Origin of the sequence: Streptomyces sp. NPDC051217 (genome assembly GCF_044455465.1) — a bacterium.
Classification (GTDB): Bacteria; Actinomycetota; Actinomycetes; order Streptomycetales; family Streptomycetaceae; genus Streptomyces.
Genome location: NZ_JBITEV010000001.1, coordinates 59,001 through 75,544 on the forward strand (window position 1 = coordinate 59,001; position 16,544 = coordinate 75,544).

Sequence of the window (16,544 nt, forward strand, 5' to 3'; positions counted from 1 at the left end):
GCGCCGCCGGTCTGCGGAGCATCGACCACATGAAAGATTTTGGACGCCCCCTCCAATTCGGGGTCAGCATCGATCCGTCCGCTGCGGGTTTCGCCGAGGCCCTCGCCCTCGCGCGTCAGGCCGACAAAGCCGGGCTGGACTACCTCGCGGTACAGGACCACCCGTACCAGCCGGGACATCTCGACGTCTGGACGATGCTGACCTACCTCCTCGCCCGGACGGACCGGATCTCCGCCCTGTCCGACGTGATCGATCTGCAGTTGCGGCCGCCGACGATCCTCGCGAAGGCGGCGGCGTCCCTCGCGTCCATGGCCGGCGGCCGGCTCACCCTCGGGGTCGGGGGAGGGGCGAGCCCTCAGGGCATCGCCTCGATGGGAGGGGCGCCGCGCGAAGGCGGCGCCATGGTCGAGTTCACCGAGGAGGCCGTCCGGATTCTCCGGCAGGCGCTGCGTGGTGAGACCGTCCGGACCACTACCCGCCACCACCAGATCGCGGGATATCAGGCCGGGCCCGTGCCGCCGCGGCCGGTCGAGGTCTGGCTCGGCAGCCAGAAGCCGCGGATGCTCGCGGCCACCGGCCGCGCCGGCGACGGCTGGATCTGCCCGCTCAACATCTACGTCCCTCCCGAGAACGTGGCCGCCCTCCAGGCCCGAATCGACGATGCGGCCCGCGGGGCCGGTCGTGACCCGGGCGAGGTGCGGCGCGTCTACAACGTGCTTGGCGCCATCGGTCCCGAGCACCGAGGCCAGGGGCTGTCCGGAACGGTCGGGAAGTGGATCGACACCCTCACCGTCTGGGCCGTCGAGCTGGGCTTCGACACGTTCGTCTTCTGGCCCACCGCGCGCCCCGCCGCGCAGCTCGAACTCTTCGCCTCCGAGGTCGTTCCCGCGGTCCGGGAAGCGGTGGCGGAACGCCGCGGCAGGTCATGACCGTATTGCCGCTCCCCGATGTCCTGCGTGAGCGTGTCGTCCGCCCGCAGGACCCGAGCTACGCCCGACTGCGCTCGACGTACACAGCCGTCGCCTCCCCCGCGCTCGTCGTCATGCCGCAGAACGCGACGGAGGCCGCGGCCGCAGTCGATCACGCCCGGGAGACCGGCCTGCCGGTGTCCGTCCGCAGCGGCGGTCACGGGCTCTCCGGCCGCTCCTCCAACAACGGCGGCATCGTCATCGACCTCTCCGCGATGCGGTCCGTCGAGGTCATCGACCCGGGCGCCCGCATCGTGCGTATTGAGCCGGGCGCCCGCTGGGCGGACGTGGCGGCGGCCCTCGCGCCGCACGGACTCGCGATCAGCTCCGGCGACCACGGCAACGTCGGCGTCGGTGGCCTGGCGACCGCGGGCGGCGTCGGATGGCTGGTACGCGCGTACGGGCTGACCGTCGACCACGTCCGCGCGGCCGACATCGTCCTCGCCGACGGGACGCGCACACGCGCCGACCACGACCAGAACCCGGAACTCCTGTGGGCGGTTCGAGGCGCCGGCGACAGAGTCGGCATCGTCACGGCGTTCGAGATCGACGCCATGCCACTGAGTACGCTCGGCATCGCCCAGATCACCGTCACCGCCGACCGCCGCGGCGCCACTCTTCGCCGCTGGTCGGAGTATCTCGCGCAGGCACCCGACGCCCTTACCGTGAACGGCATCGTCCTCCCCCACGGGCCCGACCACGTCCTGCAGCTCACCGCCGTGGTCGCGGACGACAACCCCGACCGCATCCGCGCCTTGGTCGAACCGCTCACCGCGATCGGCGGCCGGCTGCTCGACGTGCGGGCCCGACTTGCTCCCTACACCGCCCTCCTGCCCCGCGAGCACCGGCACGGCAACCATGGGCAGCAGCCGTCCACCACGACGAACGCACTCCTGCCTGCGCTCACCGAGGCCGGCGCCCGCGCCCTGATGGACGTCGCGGCTCACCCCGGCGGGCCGCTGATCCAGCTGCGGTCGGTCGGTGGTGCGGTCAACAGAACCGGCCCCGCCGACACCGCGTACGCGCACCGGCACCAGCAGGTGCTCGCGGTCTTCAGCACCTTCCCGCCCGCGGGCGGGGCCGAGCTGGACGCGGCCGTACAAGCCCTCGAACCGTTCGCTGACGGCGCCTACCGCAACTTCGAGAGCAGACCCGATGCCCGCACTTTCCGCCGGGCCTTCCCTGGGCCCGTCGGCGACAGAGTTCTCGAACTGGCCGCGCGGTACGACCCCGAGGGCCTGTTCCAGCGCGTCCAGGCCACCGCTGACCGCTGAACAGCGGCCCCGGATGGCAACTCCCCTGAGAACACGCACCATCCCACACCAACTCATGAGAGATATGAAATGTTCATCGCAACTGTGATCGTCTCGGTCCTGCTGGCGGCTCTGCTCGTCTTTTCCGCGATCGGAAAGCTACGACGGGACCCCGCGCAGATGAAGACGATGCGGCAGGTCGGGTTCCCCGAGGATCGAGTGTGGTCTCTGGCGGCTGCGGAGACTGCCGGAGCCGTCGGGCTGGTGGCGGGACTTTTCGTCTGGCCGCTCGGGGTGGCCGCCGCCGTCGGCGTCATCGTCTACTTCATCGGCGCCGGCGCGGCTCATCTGCGTGTCCGCGACACCAACATCGCCGCACCCGTGATCATTCTTCTCGTCGCGGCGGCCGATCTGGCGCTGCGGCTTCTCAGCGCTTGAGGGCCACGACATGAGTGAGGGCCCCTCCGATCTGTTGTGGATGGCGACATCACCACCGGATCGGAGGGGCCGGACCGGCCGCGAAGGTCACCACCGAGGTGCAGCACAACGGGCGGGCGAAGCTGAACGCCGACAAGCTCGGCGCCCCCGGCGAAACGAAGTCCCTGGCCTCGCCGCGCAAGCGGGGCTGGATCAGCAAGGACCGAGCGGGAGGAGGCGCTGCTTGCCACGGGGCAGTCGCCTGGCGGAGAGCTCTCAAGGTCGATAAGTCATCGTCGAGGTCGGCCCTTGCTCGCACGCCCGAGCGGAGCCACATCACACCCAGTGTCCGCCGCTTCGCCGCCGGGCAGATCACGTACGCGACCGCCTCGCCGCTGGTGATCACGCCAGGTCACCCGCGGGCTGGATACGCCAGGTCACCCGCGGGCTGGATTCCTCGGGGAACCGGCGACAGTTGAACACGAGAGCCCGCCAGTACCGAGGGCTCTTCTTGCACAATCCTTTCGCTGTCCGACGGTTGCCCCAGGTTGTGTGTTGGGATTGCGGTATGCCTCTGGAAGAGCTGCGCGGCCTACTGGAACGACATGTGCGCCCCGATTCGACCACGGCCATCGACGGCGTTCGGGTCTGCAGGGCCGACCATACTGTTTCGTCAGGGTCCTCGATGTCCGGGACCGTGCTGGCGGTTGTCGCCCAGGGCCGCAAGAGCCTTGCGCTGGGCGACCGTGTCTACGCTTACGCTCCTGGTCAGTACCTGGTCACCTCGGTCGACCTCCCGGTGACGGGCCACTTCGTCGACGCTGTCCCGGACCGCCCCGCGCTCGGTTTCGGGATGACCCTGGAACCCTCGGTCATCGCCGAACTGCTGTTGCAGGCCGGGCCGGGTGATCTACCGCGGTCGACCAGCGGCGCGCGACTGGCAATCGCGGTCAGTGACGCCCCCGACGAGTTGCTCGACGCCATGGTGCGGCTGCTGCGTCTGCTCGACCGGCCACGGGACCGAAAAACTCTCGTCCCGCTGGTCAAGCGTGAGATCCTCTGGCGTCTTATGGCCGGCGAGCAGGGTGACATCGTCCGTCAGCTCGGTCTCGCGGACAGCAGCCTGAGCCACATCACGCGGGCGGTGCGGTGGATCAAGGAAAACTACACCCGGTCGTTCCGGGTCGAGGAACTGGCCCAGTTGTCGGGGACGAGCGTTTCCGCGTTCCACAAGAACTTCCAGGCCGTGACCGCGATGACCCCGATCCAGTTCCAGAAGCACATCCGGCTCCAAGCGGCCCGACTGCTGCTGGCGAACCACCCGAACGACATCACCGGGGTCGGCCATCGCGTCGGCTACGACAGCTCCTCACAGTTCAGCCGTGAGTACCGGCGCCTGTTCGGTGCGGCACCGAGCCGCGATGCGGCGCGCATGCGCGACGTGGCCGCTCCCGCGCCGGCCGCACTCCCGTGAAGACTCGTTTCTTGAAGAGGATTGTGCAACTACGCAAGAGGATTTTGCTGGCGGGGCACGCGCGGAGTTGTTTCGATGGAGGTAACGGAGCCAGTTCCTGATTCCGGAGTGGTCAAGTGGTCAACACGAGGAGGCGGGTAATGGCGGTCGTCGGCCCCTCACCCAACGTTCATCAATCGCCCCCCGGAGGGAACGACAGGAGCCGAGCACCGCGGCGCACCGCCGCCACTCCCGGTGGCGGGCCCTTGCGATGCGGGAGGAGGGAAACGTGACCGTGAAAGACGCTGTCATCCGGGCTCTCGACATCGGGCCGGACTCCTCCAGGGCCGAGCGCACGATAGACATCACGACCGTGGGCCGCCGCAGTGGAACGCCCCGCCGCATCGAGATCTGGTTCCACCATGTCGGCGACCGCTGGTACCTGACCGGCATGCCCGTCCGCCGCAGCTGGTACGCGAACCTGCGTGCCAACCCACGATTCATGGTGCATCTCAAGCACGGGGTAGCAGCCGACCTGCCCGCGACAGCCGAACCCGTGGACGAGGCGACGCGGCGCCGAGTGATCACCGCGGTTCTCGACCTGCGGAACCGGCCCGACATCGCGGCCGGGGTCGGCCGGCGCCAAACCTTCGACGAGTGGTTCGAGCACGCCCCGCTGGTCGAGATCGTCTTCGACGACGAACAGCTGCGGGCACCATCTTCGGCTCGGTCCGAGTAGCACAGACCCCCAGATCGGCACCGCGTGCGCCATGCCTCCCCGCGTACGGGCAGGCTCCGGCACGCCCAATTGACGCGGTGGCCGGTCTCAGAGCCGTCAGCCCGTTCTGAGGGCTTCGGCAGTAAAAGATCACGGAGACTTCGATGCAGAATCTGATCAATCACGTCTACATCGACGGTGAGTTCGTCACCCCGCACGGCACGGAACTCTTCGACCTGTTCAATCCCACCACGGGGAAGGTGATCGGGCAGGTCCAGCTCGCCGACGAGGTGGACGCGAACGCGGCCGTCGCGGCGGCGAAGCGCGCCCTGCCGGCTTGGTCCGCGACATCGAAAGAAGAGCGGATCGACGCGCTGCGCCGGCTTCAGATCGCGGTCGCCGCCCGGAGCGAGGACATCCTGGAAGCCATTCTCACGGAGTACGGCGCGCCGCGGCGCAACACGTACATGGTCGACAGCACCGTCACCGCGTTCGCCGACATGATCGAGACGCTGGAGAGTTTCGACTTCACGCGACAGATCGGTCGGGCAACCGTCGAGTTGGCGCCGGTCGGTGTCGCCGGCCTGATCACGCCGTGGAATTCCGACGCGTTCTTCATCTGCGACAAGCTCGCGACCGCCTTGGCGGCCGGCTGCACCGTCGTCATCAAGCCCAGCGAGATGAGCGCGACACAAACCCACGCCATCGCCCAGGCCCTGCACGAGGCGGGGCTGCCCAAGGGCGTCCTGAACATCGTCACGGGGCGTGGCGACACCGTCGGGTCCGCCATCAGCCGTCACCCCGAGGTCGCCAAGATCTCTTTCACCGGCTCGACCGCGACCGGCAAGATCATCCTCAGCCAGGCGGTTGACACGTTGAAGCGTGTGACGCTCGAACTGGGAGGAAAGTCCCCATCGGTCATCCTCGACGACGCCGACCTTCAGCAAGCCGTCACGGGCGCGCTCATGGCCGGCTTCGCCAACAGCGGCCAGGCGTGCGTGGCGGGCACCCGCATTCTCGTTCCGGAAAGCCGTCTGGAGGAGTTCCTCGCCGTCGCCACGGAAAAGATGGGTGACTTCCCGGCCGGAGACCCGCGCGATCCGGGGACCGCGATCGGTCCGATGGTGAGCGAGCAGCAGTGGAACCGTGTGCAGGACTACATACGCCGTGGTGTGGACGACGGTGCCCGGATCGTCGTCGGCGGACCCGGCCGTCCCGATGGGCTTCCCGAGGGCTATTTCGTACGGCCGACCCTGTTCGCAGATGTCACGAACGACATGGCGATCGCGCGGGAGGAGATCTTCGGACCGGTGCTGTCGGTCATCACCTACCGCGACGAGGACCACGCGGTCGAGATCGCCAACGATTCGGCCTATGGCCTGCACGCCTACGTGTTCTCTTCCGATCCCGAGCGGGCACACCGCATCGCGTCACGGCTTGAGGCGGGCCGGGTGTCGATCAACGGCGGCTACGAGCCGCTGTCCCCGTTCGGGGGATTCAAGCAGTCGGGCATCGGGCGGGAGTACGGAACCTTCGGTCTGGAGGGCTTCCTCGAACCCCGGTCCGTGATGGTATGACCGGCCCTGCCGACCTCTGTGGGCACTGCGAACATGGGTTCGGTAAGGGGTTGTTGGGGAATCCCGGCGTGCGTCGGCGCGCTCTCGTCGAGCGGTCGCCAGAGGCCGCCAGCAGCCGGCCTCCCGTGAGGCCCACCGCGGCACGTGAACCGGGTCAGAGCGTCCTCGTCATGAACACGCTCTTGGGGTCGGGGCGGTAGTTGGCGAACGGCTCGCAGGGGCCGAACCCGAACTTCTCGTACAGCCTTCTGGCAGGGAGGAAGAACTCGTCCGCGCCGGTTTCCAGGCTCAGCCGCGTGAAGCCCATGCGCGTGGCCTCGGTGACGATGTGCTCCAGAAGCAGGGACGCTATCCCGCTTCGTTTGCGCGTCGTCGTGGTACGCATCGACTTCAGTTCCGCGTGGCCTGCCTCCAGTCTCTTGATCGCACCGCAGCCCACGACGGCGTTACCGTCCATGACCGACCAGAACGTGATCCCGGGTTCGCGGAGTGCGTCGAGATCCATGGCGTGCTTGCTCTCCAGCGGAGTGATGGACCGCATCTGCTGGACGTGCTCGTCGAGGAACCTGGCGATCTGTGGGCCGGAGAGGTCGTCCACCACGATTTCCACTGTGCGCATACCTTCGGTGCTCTCAGTGCCGGGGGGTGTCACACCGTGTCCCCCAGGCTTTTGGGTCATTCGATGAGTTTGCCATCCACCGGCTCGCCGGGAAGCGCGTCGGCGAACCAGCCGAGCGCGGACACTCCGATCCCGGGTTCACACTGCGGAGGTATTCCCACTTCCTGCCTCGCGCGCCGGCGCGCGAGGCAGTGCCGCCATCGACGCGACCTTCGCGTGGCCGCGGCTGGTCCGCGGAGCCCGTGGAGCGTGGCCCGTAGCCCGCCGAGGGCACAAGTTCCAGAGAAGTCCCAGAGATGCCGCCGCACCCCGTCCTGGCCCGCTGCATAGCAGGTCAGACGGGGTGCGGTGGCGCCCGCGTATCAGATGTCGCGGAAGATCTCGATCTGCGCGCCCACCGAGTTGAGCCGCTCCGCCAGGTCCTCGTAACCGCGGTTGATCACATAGACGTTGCGCAGCACCGACGTGCCCTCCGCCGCCATCATCGCCAGCAGTACGACCACGGCGGGCCGCAGTGCCGGCGGGCACATCATCTCCGCCGCGCGCCAGCGGGTCGGGCCCTCCACCAGGACCCGGTGGGGGTCGAGGAGTTGGAGGCGGCCGCCGAGGCGGTTGAGGTCCGTCAGGTAGATCGCGCGGTTGTCGTACACCCAGTCGTGGATGAGGGTCTTGCCCTGGGCGACGGCGGCGATCGCCGCGAAGAACGGGACGTTGTCGATGTTCAGGCCCGGGAACGGCATCGGGTGGATCTTGTCGATCGGCGCCTCCAGCTTCGAGGGGCGCACGGTCAGATCCACCAGCCGGGTACGGCCGTTGTCCGCCGGGTACTCCGGCGTACGGTCGTGGTCCAGGCCCATCTCCTCCAGCACCGCGAGCTCGATCTCCAGGAACTCGATCGGCACCCGGCGGATCGTCAGCTCGGACTCGGTGACCACGGCGGCGGCGATCAGGCTCATCGCCTCGACCGGGTCCTCGGAAGGGGAGTAGTCCACGTCGGTGTCGATGCTCGGCACGCCGTGCACGGTGAGCGTGGTGGTGCCGACGCCGTCGACCCGTACCCCGAGCGCGTCCAGGAAGAAGCAGAGGTCCTGGACCATGTAGTTCGAGGACGCGTTACGGATGACGGTGACGCCGTCGTGCCGGGCGGCGGCCAGCAGGGCGTTCTCGGTGACCGTGTCGCCGCGTTCGGTCAGCACGATGGGCCGGTCCGGCGACGTCGAGCGGTCGACCACCGCGTGGTACAGCCCCTCGGTCGCCGTGATGTCCAGGCCGAAACGGCGCAGCGCGATCATGTGCGGCTCGATGGTGCGCGTACCGAGGTCGCAGCCGCCCGCGTACGGCAGCAGGAAGTTGTCCATGCGGTGCAGCAGCGGACCGAGGAACATGATGATCGAGCGGGTGCGGCGCGCGGCCTCCGCGTCCATGGCCGCCATGTCCAGCTCCGCCGGCGGCACGATCTCCAGATCCATGCCGTCATTGATCCAGCGGGTACGGACACCGATGGAGTTGAGCACTTCGAGGAGCCGGTAGACCTCCTCGATACGCGCCACCCGCCGCAGGACCGTACGCCCCTTGTTGAGCAGCGAACCGCAGAGCAGCGCCACGCAGGCGTTCTTGCTCGTCTTGACGTCGATGGAGCCGGAGAGCCGGCGTCCGCCGACCACCCGGAGGTGCATCGGCCCGGCGTAACCGAGCGACACGATCTCGCTGTCGAGCGCCTCACCGATGCGCGCGATCATCTCAAGGCTGATGTTCTGATTGCCGCGCTCGATGCGGTTCACAGCGCTCTGGCTGGTGGCCAGCGCATCCGCGAGCTGGGTCTGTGTCCAGCCTCTGTGCTGACGAGCGTCACGGATGAGCTTGCCGATGCGTACGAGGTAGTCGTCTGCCATGGCGACAGGCTATCTCATATGTGAGATGAGAGAGTTGCTGAGATACGCCATTCGTGCGAGCGGACGGCAACCGTACGGCGACCGTGCGGTTGAGGCGCGCACGCACGCACCTCGTGACCCATCATGGCCCGATTCGCGCACATCGGCGAGCGAGGTACGGCCGTGCGGCTCAGTGGCCGCGCCGCTTCGTCGTGGTCTTGCGCCAGCCGAAGGGGCCGGGCAGATCCATCGACGTGGTGCGTCGGCCCGTGCTGCTCGTCGTGCGGCGCGGTCCGTTCCTGCCGCCGGTGGTGATCGACCACGAACGCTTGTTGATGTTGAGCCGTACGCCCGGCAGGATCCGGAAGCTCTTACGGAAGGTGATCGGCACGGTCTTCTCCTCAAGTCGGCCTGGGTGAAGCCCTGTTGGCGGTACGGGTTTCCGCTGGGCCGCCATCCATGTCTGCCCGTGCCGACATTGACGGAGAGTGGCCGCCTCAACCCTGGGCCGTCGGCCTGATCACGAGCTCGTTGACGTCGACCTCCGGCGGCTGGCCGATCGCGTAATCGATCGCCTCGCCGATCGCGTCCGGCCGGATCGCGATCCCCATGCTGTCGCGCACCGACTCGCGCACGCCGGGATCGCTGATGGCGTTGGTCAGTTCGCTCTGCGTCAGACCGGGGCTGACCACCGTGACGCGCACGTCGCGGCTCTCCTGCCGCAGTCCCTCCGAGATGGCGCGGACCGCGAACTTCGTCGCGCTGTAGACGGCCGCCGTCGGGTCGACGCGGAGCCCGGAGACGGAGGCGATGTTCACGACGTGCCCGGCGCCCTGCTCGCGCATCACGGGCAGTACGGCGGCGATGCCGTGCAGTACTCCCCGGATGTTGACGTCGATCATGTGGTTCCACTCGTCGATCTTCAGCGCGTCCAGCATGGACAGCGGCATCACGCCCGCGTTGTTGACGAGGACGTCCACGCGCCCGTGCCGCTCGCGCGCCGCCCGCACGAACGACCGCATGCTCTCCAGGCTCGTCACGTCCAGTTCGTGGTGGTCCGCGGTGCCGCCGGCCGCCCGGATGGACCGGGCGAGGGTGGCGATCAGCCCGGTGCGGCGGGCCCCGAGGACGAGCCGGTGGCCGGAGGCGGCCAGCCGCCGGGCGGTGGCCTCGCCGATGCCGCTGCTCGCGCCGGTGATGAGGACGACCTTGCCGGCGGGGGAGGGGGCGGGCGTGGCGGGGATGGTCACGGGGGAGTCCTTCGCGGGAGATGTGCCGGGAGATGTGCCGGGACGGGTGGGGTACGGCGAGCATGCGCCGGATCCCGGCCGTGAGGCAGGGCGGGACTTCCTGGGTGTGTCGCACCCAGGCCCGCCGAGGAGCACTCGGGCACGGCTCTCCGCGCGGCGCGCCGCGACGTACGCTTCGCCCCATGAACGGTCACGGACTGGGCGAATTCCTTCGGGCCCGGCGCGCCCGGCTCAAGCCCGCCGACGTCGGAATGCCCAGCTCCGGAGCGCGCAGGGTCGCGGGGCTGCGGCGTGAGGAGGTCGCCGTCCTCGCCGGGGTCAGCGCCGACTATTACGCCCGTCTGGAGCAGGGCCGCGAGCGCAGCCCGTCCGGCCCGGTGGTCGACGCCCTCGCCCAGGCCCTACGGCTCGACGCGGACGCCGTCGGCCACGCGTACCGCCTGGCCGGCCTCACCCCGAAAGCCCCGCGCCGGACCGCGGACGAGCCCGACGCCGACCGCGGCGACCGCGGCGACCGCGTGGACCCGGAGCTGGCGTACCAGACCTTCGACGTCCAGGGGACGCCCGGCCGGCACTTGCTCGTCGGCACGGCCGCGCCCGGCGGCGCCGACGCCGACTCGCTCGCGCTCCTCGGCTCGCTGCACGCCTCGCGACGTGACGCGCGTCATACGGACAAGTGATCCGCGCACGTCGAATTCGACGTCCGCCGATCGACGCCTTCACGCCGGACGTCCACGTACGGAACTTTCCTGGAAATGAAGGAGCACCCTCATGACGGTCACCGTCACCGCCGACATGACCATGTCGCTCGACGGCTATATCGCCGGTACTGGACACAGCGTGGCCAACCCTGGAGGCCACGGCGCCGACCAGATCGGCGGCTGGATCCACGCCCGGTCCAGCTGGCGCGAGCGCGCGGGCCTCGGCGGCGGTGAGGCCGACCGCGACTCCGAGATCATGCGCGAGTGGTTCGAGGCGACCGGCTCCGTGGTCATGGGCCGGCTCATGTACGACTCCGGGGTGGACTTCTGGGGGGACAACCCGCCGTTCCGCGCCCCGGTCTTCGTCCTGACCAACCGCCCCGCGCCCACCCTCGTCAAAGAGGGCGGCACGACCTTCACCTTTGTCGCCGACGGCATCCACAGCGCGCTCGACCAGGCCAAGGCCGCCGCGGACGGCCGTAACGTCGACATCGCGGGCGGCGCCGATACCGTCCAGCAGTATCTGAAGGCCCGCCTCGTCGACGAGCTCCAGCTGCATGTGATCCCCGTGCTGCTCGGCGCCGGTCTCCGGCTCTTCGACAACCTCGGGCTGGGCTCGCACGACCTCGAACCGATCCGCGTGGTCGACACTCCCGGCGCCACCCACCTCAAGTACCGGATCCTCAAATAGCGAAGGGGCGGCGGCTGTCGCCGGCCCTGCGAGGACCCCCCAGGCGGTGTGCGACGCCGCCAGGTCGACACCGTCGTATCCGGGCGCGAACACATGGCTCCCGGGCATGACCTCGCAGCGGTCATGTACTAGAGTTATCTCGACATCGAGATATCTGCCGAAGGCGTACCGCAGCCGCCAGGCAGTAAGGCGAACCTAACTAAGCCTTACCTTAGCGGATCGGCGAGCAGCCCGTTGGCGGCACCGCGCGGCGTCACAGCCGCACATGCGTCGCGGCGCGGTAGTACGCGCACATTCATGAAGGAGACTGTCGTGTCGGCGAACAGCTTCGACGCCCGCAGCACGCTGCGCGTGGGCGACGAGTCGTACGAGATCTTCAGGCTGGACAAGGTCGAGGGCTCAGCGCGCCTCCCTTACAGCCTGAAGGTGCTGCTGGAGAACCTGCTCCGCACCGAGGACGGCGCGAACATCACCGCCGACCACATCCGTTCGATCGGTGGGTGGGACTCGCAGGCGCAGCCGAGCCGGGAGATCCAGTTCACCCCGGCCCGCGTGATCATGCAGGACTTCACCGGCGTGCCCTGCGTCGTGGACCTCGCCACCATGCGTGAGGCCGTCAAGGAGCTCGGCGGCGACGCGGCGAAGATCAATCCGCTGGCCCCGGCCGAGCTGGTCATCGACCACTCCGTCATCGCCGACAAGTTCGGCACGCCGGAGTCCTTCGCGCAGAACGTGGAGCTGGAGTACGGCCGCAACAAGGAGCGTTACCAGTTCCTTCGCTGGGGCCAGACCGCATTCGACGAGTTCAAGGTCGTCCCGCCCGGCACCGGCATCGTCCACCAGGTCAACATCGAGCACCTGGCCCGCACCGTCATGGTCCGGGGCGGCCAGGCGTACCCCGACACCCTCGTCGGCACCGACTCGCACACCACCATGGTCAACGGCCTCGGTGTGCTGGGCTGGGGCGTCGGCGGGATCGAGGCCGAGGCCGCGATGCTCGGGCAGCCCGTCTCGATGCTCATCCCGCGCGTCGTCGGCTTCAAGCTGACCGGCGAGCTGACCCCCGGCACCACCGCCACCGACCTGGTCCTCACGATCACCGAGATGCTGCGCAAGCACGGCGTCGTCGGTAAGTTCGTCGAGTTCTACGGCGAGGGCGTCGGCGCCACCTCGCTCGCCAACCGCGCCACCATCGGCAACATGTCGCCGGAGTTCGGCTCCACCGCCGCGATCTTCCCGATCGACGCCGAGACCATCAAGTACCTGAAGCTGACCGGCCGCGACGAGCAGCAGCTCGCGCTGGTCGAGGCGTACGCCAAGGAACAGGGCCTCTGGCTCGACCCGGCCGCCGAGCCCGACTTCTCCGAGAAGCTGGAGCTGGACCTCGCCACGGTCGTCCCGTCCATCGCGGGCCCCAAGCGCCCGCAGGACCGCATCGTGCTGGCCAACGCCAAGGAGCAGTTCGCGCTCGACGTGCGCAACTACGTGACGGACGACGAGGAGGCGGGCAAGGAGTCCTTCCCGGCCTCCGACTCGCCGGCCACCTCCAACGGGGTGCCGACCCGCCCGACCCTGGTCATCACGCCGGACGGTTCGACGTACGAGATCGACCACGGCGCCGTCACCGTCGCCGCGATCACCTCCTGCACCAACACCTCGAACCCGTACGTGATGGTCGCCGCCGCGCTCGTCGCCAAGAAGGCCGTCGAGAAGGGCCTCACCCGCAAGCCGTGGGTCAAGACGACCCTGGCGCCGGGCTCGAAGGTCGTCACGGACTACTTCGACAAGGCCAACCTCACGCCGTACCTGGACAAGCTCGGCTTCAACCTGGTCGGTTACGGCTGCACGACCTGCATCGGCAACTCGGGTCCGCTGGACGAGGAGATCTCCAAGGCGGTCAACGAGAACGATCTGGCCGTCGCCGCGGTGCTCTCCGGCAACCGCAACTTCGAGGGCCGGATCAACCCCGACGTCAAGATGAACTACCTGGCGTCCCCGCCGCTGGTCGTGGCCTACGCGATCGCCGGCTCCATGAAGGTGGACATCACGCGCGACGCGATCGGCGTGGACCAGGACGGCAAGCCCGTCCACCTCGAAGACATCTGGCCGAGCGAGGCCGAGGTCAACGAGGTCGTCGCCTCCGCCATCGGCGAGGACATGTTCAACAAGTCCTACCAGGACGTCTTCGCGGGCGACGCCCAGTGGCAGGCGCTGTCGATCCCGACCGGCAACACCTTCGAGTGGGACCCGCAGTCCACCTACGTGCGCAAGCCCCCGTACTTCGAGGGCATGACGATGGAGACGACCCCGGTCGCCGACATCACGGGCGCGCGCGTCCTCGCCATGCTGGGCGACTCGGTCACCACCGACCACATCTCCCCGGCCGGCGCGATCAAGGCGGACACCCCCGCGGGCAAGTACCTCAACGAGCACGGCGTCGAGCGCCGTGACTTCAACTCGTACGGCTCGCGCCGCGGCAACCACGAAGTCATGATCCGCGGCACGTTCGCCAACATCCGCCTGCGCAACCAGATCGCGCCGGGCACGGAGGGCGGCTACACCCGCGACTTCACGGCGCCGGACGGACCGGTCTCCTTCATCTACGACGCCTCGCAGAACTACCAGGCGGCCGGCACCCCGCTGGTCGTCCTCGCGGGCAAGGAGTACGGCTCGGGCTCGTCCCGCGACTGGGCGGCGAAGGGTACGGCGCTGCTCGGTGTCAGGGCCGTCATCGCCGAGTCGTACGAGCGCATCCACCGCTCGAACCTGATCGGCATGGGCGTGCTGCCGCTCCAGTACCCGGAGGGCGCGTCGGCGCTGGCGTACGGCCTGACGGGCGAGGAGACGTTCACCTTCACGGGCGTCACCGAGCTGAACGACGGCACGACGCCCGCGACGGTCAAGGTCACGACCGACACGGGCGTGGAGTTCGACGCGGTCGTCCGCATCGACACCCCGGGCGAGGCGGACTACTACCGCAACGGCGGGATCATGCAGTACGTGCTCCGCAGCCTGATCCGCAAGTAGGCGTCACCGAGGGGCCGCACTTCGCGCGTGAACACGCGTGGGGTGCGGCCCTTCGGCGTGTGCGGATCCGTGCGCGGTTCCGTCCCGAAGGGCCCAAAGGGGACCCCAATGGAGAACGGGCCCCAATGGGCCCCGTTTCGGGCCTCAGGGCCCATGAAGGGACGGATGCGCTGATCTAGCGTCAGGTGCTATGTCAGCAACGGGTATGGGGGATCCCGTAGTTGGGGGATCTGACGTAACGGTGGGGGACGGCGGGGGCCGTCGATGGATGCCGCGGGAGTTGCGCGCGGCATCGGTTCTGCTCTATTTCCTTTTCGGTGTCACGGTGCTGGGCACGACCGGCGCCCTGACGGCGGCCGCGTCGGTGGACGCGGTGGACGGCTGGGCGCTCGGGCTGTTGCTGTACGCGTCCGCGCCCGGGGTGGCCGCGCTCGTGCTGGCCCGGAAGACGTGGGCCGGCGGGGTACGGGTGCGATGGGCGCTGATCGCGGTCCAAGTGTGGCTGATCGTGGGCGCGTTGGGGACGCTCGGCCAGGGATCGGGGCGCGGCGTCACGCAGTTGGTGGTGCCCGTCGCGGTCACCGTACTGATCTTCCGGCGGGAGTCACGCGAGTGGTTCGCGCTGCCGAAGTCCGAGCGGGCGGAACGCCGTCCGTTCCGGCTCGCGCGGATGATCAAGTGGCGTACGGACGGTGGCCAGAGCGCCACCGAGTACGTGGGGCTGATCGTCCTGGTCGCCGCGATCGTCACGGGGCTGGTCGCCACCGGGGTCGGCGGACAGATCAGCGGGGGCCTGCGCTCCGCGGTCTGCGGGATCACCGGAAGCGCGTGCGGCGGCGACGGGGCCGACACCGGGGCGGCTGCCGAAGGCGGCACGGAGGGCGGCGCCGGGGGATCAGGCCGCGACCACAGCGCCGACGGCGCTTACGGGCCGGGCGAGGAGCCCGGCGACCCGTACGAGCGCACCGACATCCACGACGACGACGGCGCCTACGACCCCGCCCTGCGCGACCCGGACGGGACGTACGAAGGGGGCGAACGCGAGGACGGCGAAGAGGGCGGGGACGGGGACGACGGTGGGGAGAGCTGTACGTCCGGCTTCGGCGCCTTCCTGGACTGCGCCGGGGAGGAGGTGGGCGGCGCCTTCGAAGGCGTCGTCATCGACGGCATCGGGGGCGACCTCTCCGACGGCTGGGACACGATCACCGATCCGGGGGCCGCGATCGAGGACGTGGTGGACTACGGCCGCGACCTCGGCGAGCAGTGGCTGGACGACGCCGAGGGCGCGGCGGACAGGTGGTCCGGCGGCGACTACCTCGGTGCGATCGGGGACTGGGGCGAGGCGTCCCTCAACCTGGGGCTGACCGTACTGGACGACAGCTTCGTCGGCGACGAGGTCCGCGAGGCGTGGAACAACGGCGACTACGGCCAGGCTGTCGGCCTCTTCGGCTGGAACGTCGGCTCGTCGTTCATCCCGTACTACGGCCAGGCCCGCTGGGCGGACCGACTGGGCGGCGGCAGCGACAGGGACACCCCGGACAGCGACCAGGACGTCCCCGACGGCGAATCGGCGCCGGACTCCGATCAGCCGGACGAGCGCCCTGATCAGCCGCCCGGCGAGGCCGTGGACCCCGAGCATGTCGCGGAGCTGGAAGAGAACGGGGTCAGGTTCAGTCCGGAAGATCTCGTCCGAACCGCGAGGGACAGAGACGGAAGGGTGATTTTCCTCGAACAGGGAAACGAGAGGGCGGGGTTGACCCACGTGATGCAACACGCCCCGGAATTCGAGCAGCAGGGAATTGCCCGCGACGACATCGCGGACTTCGTCGTCGAGGCCGCTGCCGAGGGAGAGATAGTCGGATATCAGGGATCGGGGACCGGGCGGCCCATCTATGAACTCACGTACCAGGGCAGGACGCAGCGCGTGGCCGTTACCGTGGGCAGCAACGGCTTCATTGTGGGGGCCAATCCGCGAAGTCTTCCCGATGACTGATACGAG

14 protein-coding genes are annotated in these 16,544 nt (G+C 69.0%); 10 read left to right on the top strand and 4 right to left on the bottom strand.

Going from position 1 to position 16,544, the window contains the following annotated elements; genetic code table 11:
- Positions 1-29 precede the first annotated feature (29 nt).
- The 6 genes from ACIBBB_RS00340 to ACIBBB_RS00365 all read left to right on the top strand — a co-directional run bounded on the left by ACIBBB_RS00340 (position 30) and on the right by ACIBBB_RS00365 (position 6,386).
- Complete coding sequence (locus tag ACIBBB_RS00340) at positions 30-929, top strand: LLM class flavin-dependent oxidoreductase (protein WP_398977167.1); 900 nt, start codon at positions 30-32, stop codon at positions 927-929.
- On the top strand, positions 926-2,242 hold the full coding sequence (locus ACIBBB_RS00345; RefSeq protein WP_398977169.1) for an FAD-binding oxidoreductase: 1,317 nt from the start codon (positions 926-928) through the stop codon (positions 2,240-2,242). Before ACIBBB_RS00340 ends, ACIBBB_RS00345 begins: the two co-directional genes overlap by 4 nt.
- Positions 2,243-2,311: 69 nt before the next feature.
- Positions 2,312-2,659, top strand: a complete 348-nt coding sequence (locus ACIBBB_RS00350) for a DoxX family protein (protein WP_398977170.1) — start codon at positions 2,312-2,314, stop codon at positions 2,657-2,659.
- 547 nt (positions 2,660-3,206) lie between these two features.
- Entirely contained in the window at positions 3,207-4,112 is a 906-nt protein-coding gene (locus tag ACIBBB_RS00355; protein WP_398977172.1) for an AraC family transcriptional regulator N-terminal domain-containing protein, read from the top strand.
- Positions 4,113-4,380: 268 nt separating this feature from the next.
- Entirely contained in the window at positions 4,381-4,830 is a 450-nt protein-coding gene (locus ACIBBB_RS00360; protein WP_398977174.1) for a nitroreductase/quinone reductase family protein, read from the top strand.
- Between the two features lie 143 nt (positions 4,831-4,973).
- The gene (locus tag ACIBBB_RS00365; protein WP_398977176.1) at positions 4,974-6,386 is read left to right on the top strand and encodes an aldehyde dehydrogenase family protein; all 1,413 of its coding nucleotides are present in this window, start codon (positions 4,974-4,976) and stop codon (positions 6,384-6,386) included.
- A 154-nt stretch (positions 6,387-6,540) separates the two neighbouring features.
- Here the strand turns inward: ACIBBB_RS00365 and ACIBBB_RS00370 are convergent, their stop codons facing one another.
- The 4 genes from ACIBBB_RS00370 to ACIBBB_RS00385 form a co-directional block, all read right to left on the bottom strand.
- Positions 6,541-6,996 (bottom strand): GNAT family N-acetyltransferase, encoded by a 456-nt coding sequence (locus ACIBBB_RS00370; RefSeq protein ID WP_398978736.1) that lies wholly within the window; start codon positions 6,994-6,996, stop codon positions 6,541-6,543.
- A 371-nt stretch (positions 6,997-7,367) separates the two neighbouring features.
- On the bottom strand, positions 7,368-8,897 hold the full coding sequence (locus ACIBBB_RS00375) for a UDP-N-acetylglucosamine 1-carboxyvinyltransferase (protein ID WP_189106532.1): 1,530 nt from the start codon (positions 8,895-8,897) through the stop codon (positions 7,368-7,370).
- A 169-nt stretch (positions 8,898-9,066) separates the two neighbouring features.
- On the bottom strand, positions 9,067-9,267 hold the full coding sequence (locus ACIBBB_RS00380; RefSeq protein WP_398977177.1) for a DUF4236 domain-containing protein: 201 nt from the start codon (positions 9,265-9,267) through the stop codon (positions 9,067-9,069).
- Between the two features lie 106 nt (positions 9,268-9,373).
- Positions 9,374-10,126 carry an SDR family oxidoreductase gene (locus ACIBBB_RS00385; RefSeq protein ID WP_398977179.1) on the bottom strand — a complete coding sequence of 251 codons (753 nt, stop codon included), beginning with the start codon at positions 10,124-10,126 and terminating at the stop codon, positions 9,374-9,376.
- A gap of 182 nt (positions 10,127-10,308) precedes the next feature.
- Between ACIBBB_RS00385 and ACIBBB_RS00390 the strand changes: the two genes are divergently transcribed.
- From ACIBBB_RS00390 to ACIBBB_RS00405, 4 genes are all read left to right on the top strand, one after another.
- Positions 10,309-10,806 (top strand): helix-turn-helix domain-containing protein, encoded by a 498-nt coding sequence (locus ACIBBB_RS00390; RefSeq protein WP_398977181.1) that lies wholly within the window; start codon positions 10,309-10,311, stop codon positions 10,804-10,806.
- A 91-nt stretch (positions 10,807-10,897) separates the two neighbouring features.
- Positions 10,898-11,518, top strand: a complete 621-nt coding sequence (locus tag ACIBBB_RS00395; protein WP_398977183.1) for a dihydrofolate reductase family protein — start codon at positions 10,898-10,900, stop codon at positions 11,516-11,518.
- A 312-nt stretch (positions 11,519-11,830) separates the two neighbouring features.
- Positions 11,831-14,545, top strand: a complete 2,715-nt coding sequence (gene acnA / locus ACIBBB_RS00400; RefSeq protein WP_398978738.1) for an aconitate hydratase AcnA — start codon at positions 11,831-11,833, stop codon at positions 14,543-14,545.
- Positions 14,546-14,813: 268 nt separating this feature from the next.
- A complete protein-coding gene (locus ACIBBB_RS00405; protein ID WP_398977185.1) occupies positions 14,814-16,538 on the top strand; it encodes a hypothetical protein in 1,725 nt (574 codons plus the stop codon).
- Positions 16,539-16,544 lie beyond the last annotated feature (6 nt).

Bases quoted from the DNA above. Each gene is read 5' to 3' on its own strand.
- ACIBBB_RS00340 (WP_398977167.1), top strand. From the start codon at position 30: ATGAAAGATTTTGGACGCCCCCTCCAATTCGGGGTCAGCATCGATCCG.
- ACIBBB_RS00345 (WP_398977169.1), top strand. From the start codon at position 926: ATGACCGTATTGCCGCTCCCCGATGTCCTGCGTGAGCGTGTCGTCCGC.
- ACIBBB_RS00350 (WP_398977170.1), top strand. From the start codon at position 2,312: ATGTTCATCGCAACTGTGATCGTCTCGGTCCTGCTGGCGGCTCTGCTC.
- ACIBBB_RS00355 (WP_398977172.1), top strand. From the start codon at position 3,207: ATGCCTCTGGAAGAGCTGCGCGGCCTACTGGAACGACATGTGCGCCCC.
- ACIBBB_RS00365 (WP_398977176.1), top strand. From the start codon at position 4,974: ATGCAGAATCTGATCAATCACGTCTACATCGACGGTGAGTTCGTCACC.
- ACIBBB_RS00375 (WP_189106532.1), bottom strand. From the start codon at position 8,897: ATGGCAGACGACTACCTCGTACGCATCGGCAAGCTCATCCGTGACGCT.
- ACIBBB_RS00390 (WP_398977181.1), top strand. From the start codon at position 10,309: ATGAACGGTCACGGACTGGGCGAATTCCTTCGGGCCCGGCGCGCCCGG.
- ACIBBB_RS00395 (WP_398977183.1), top strand. From the start codon at position 10,898: ATGACGGTCACCGTCACCGCCGACATGACCATGTCGCTCGACGGCTAT.
- ACIBBB_RS00405 (WP_398977185.1), top strand. From the start codon at position 14,814: ATGCCGCGGGAGTTGCGCGCGGCATCGGTTCTGCTCTATTTCCTTTTC.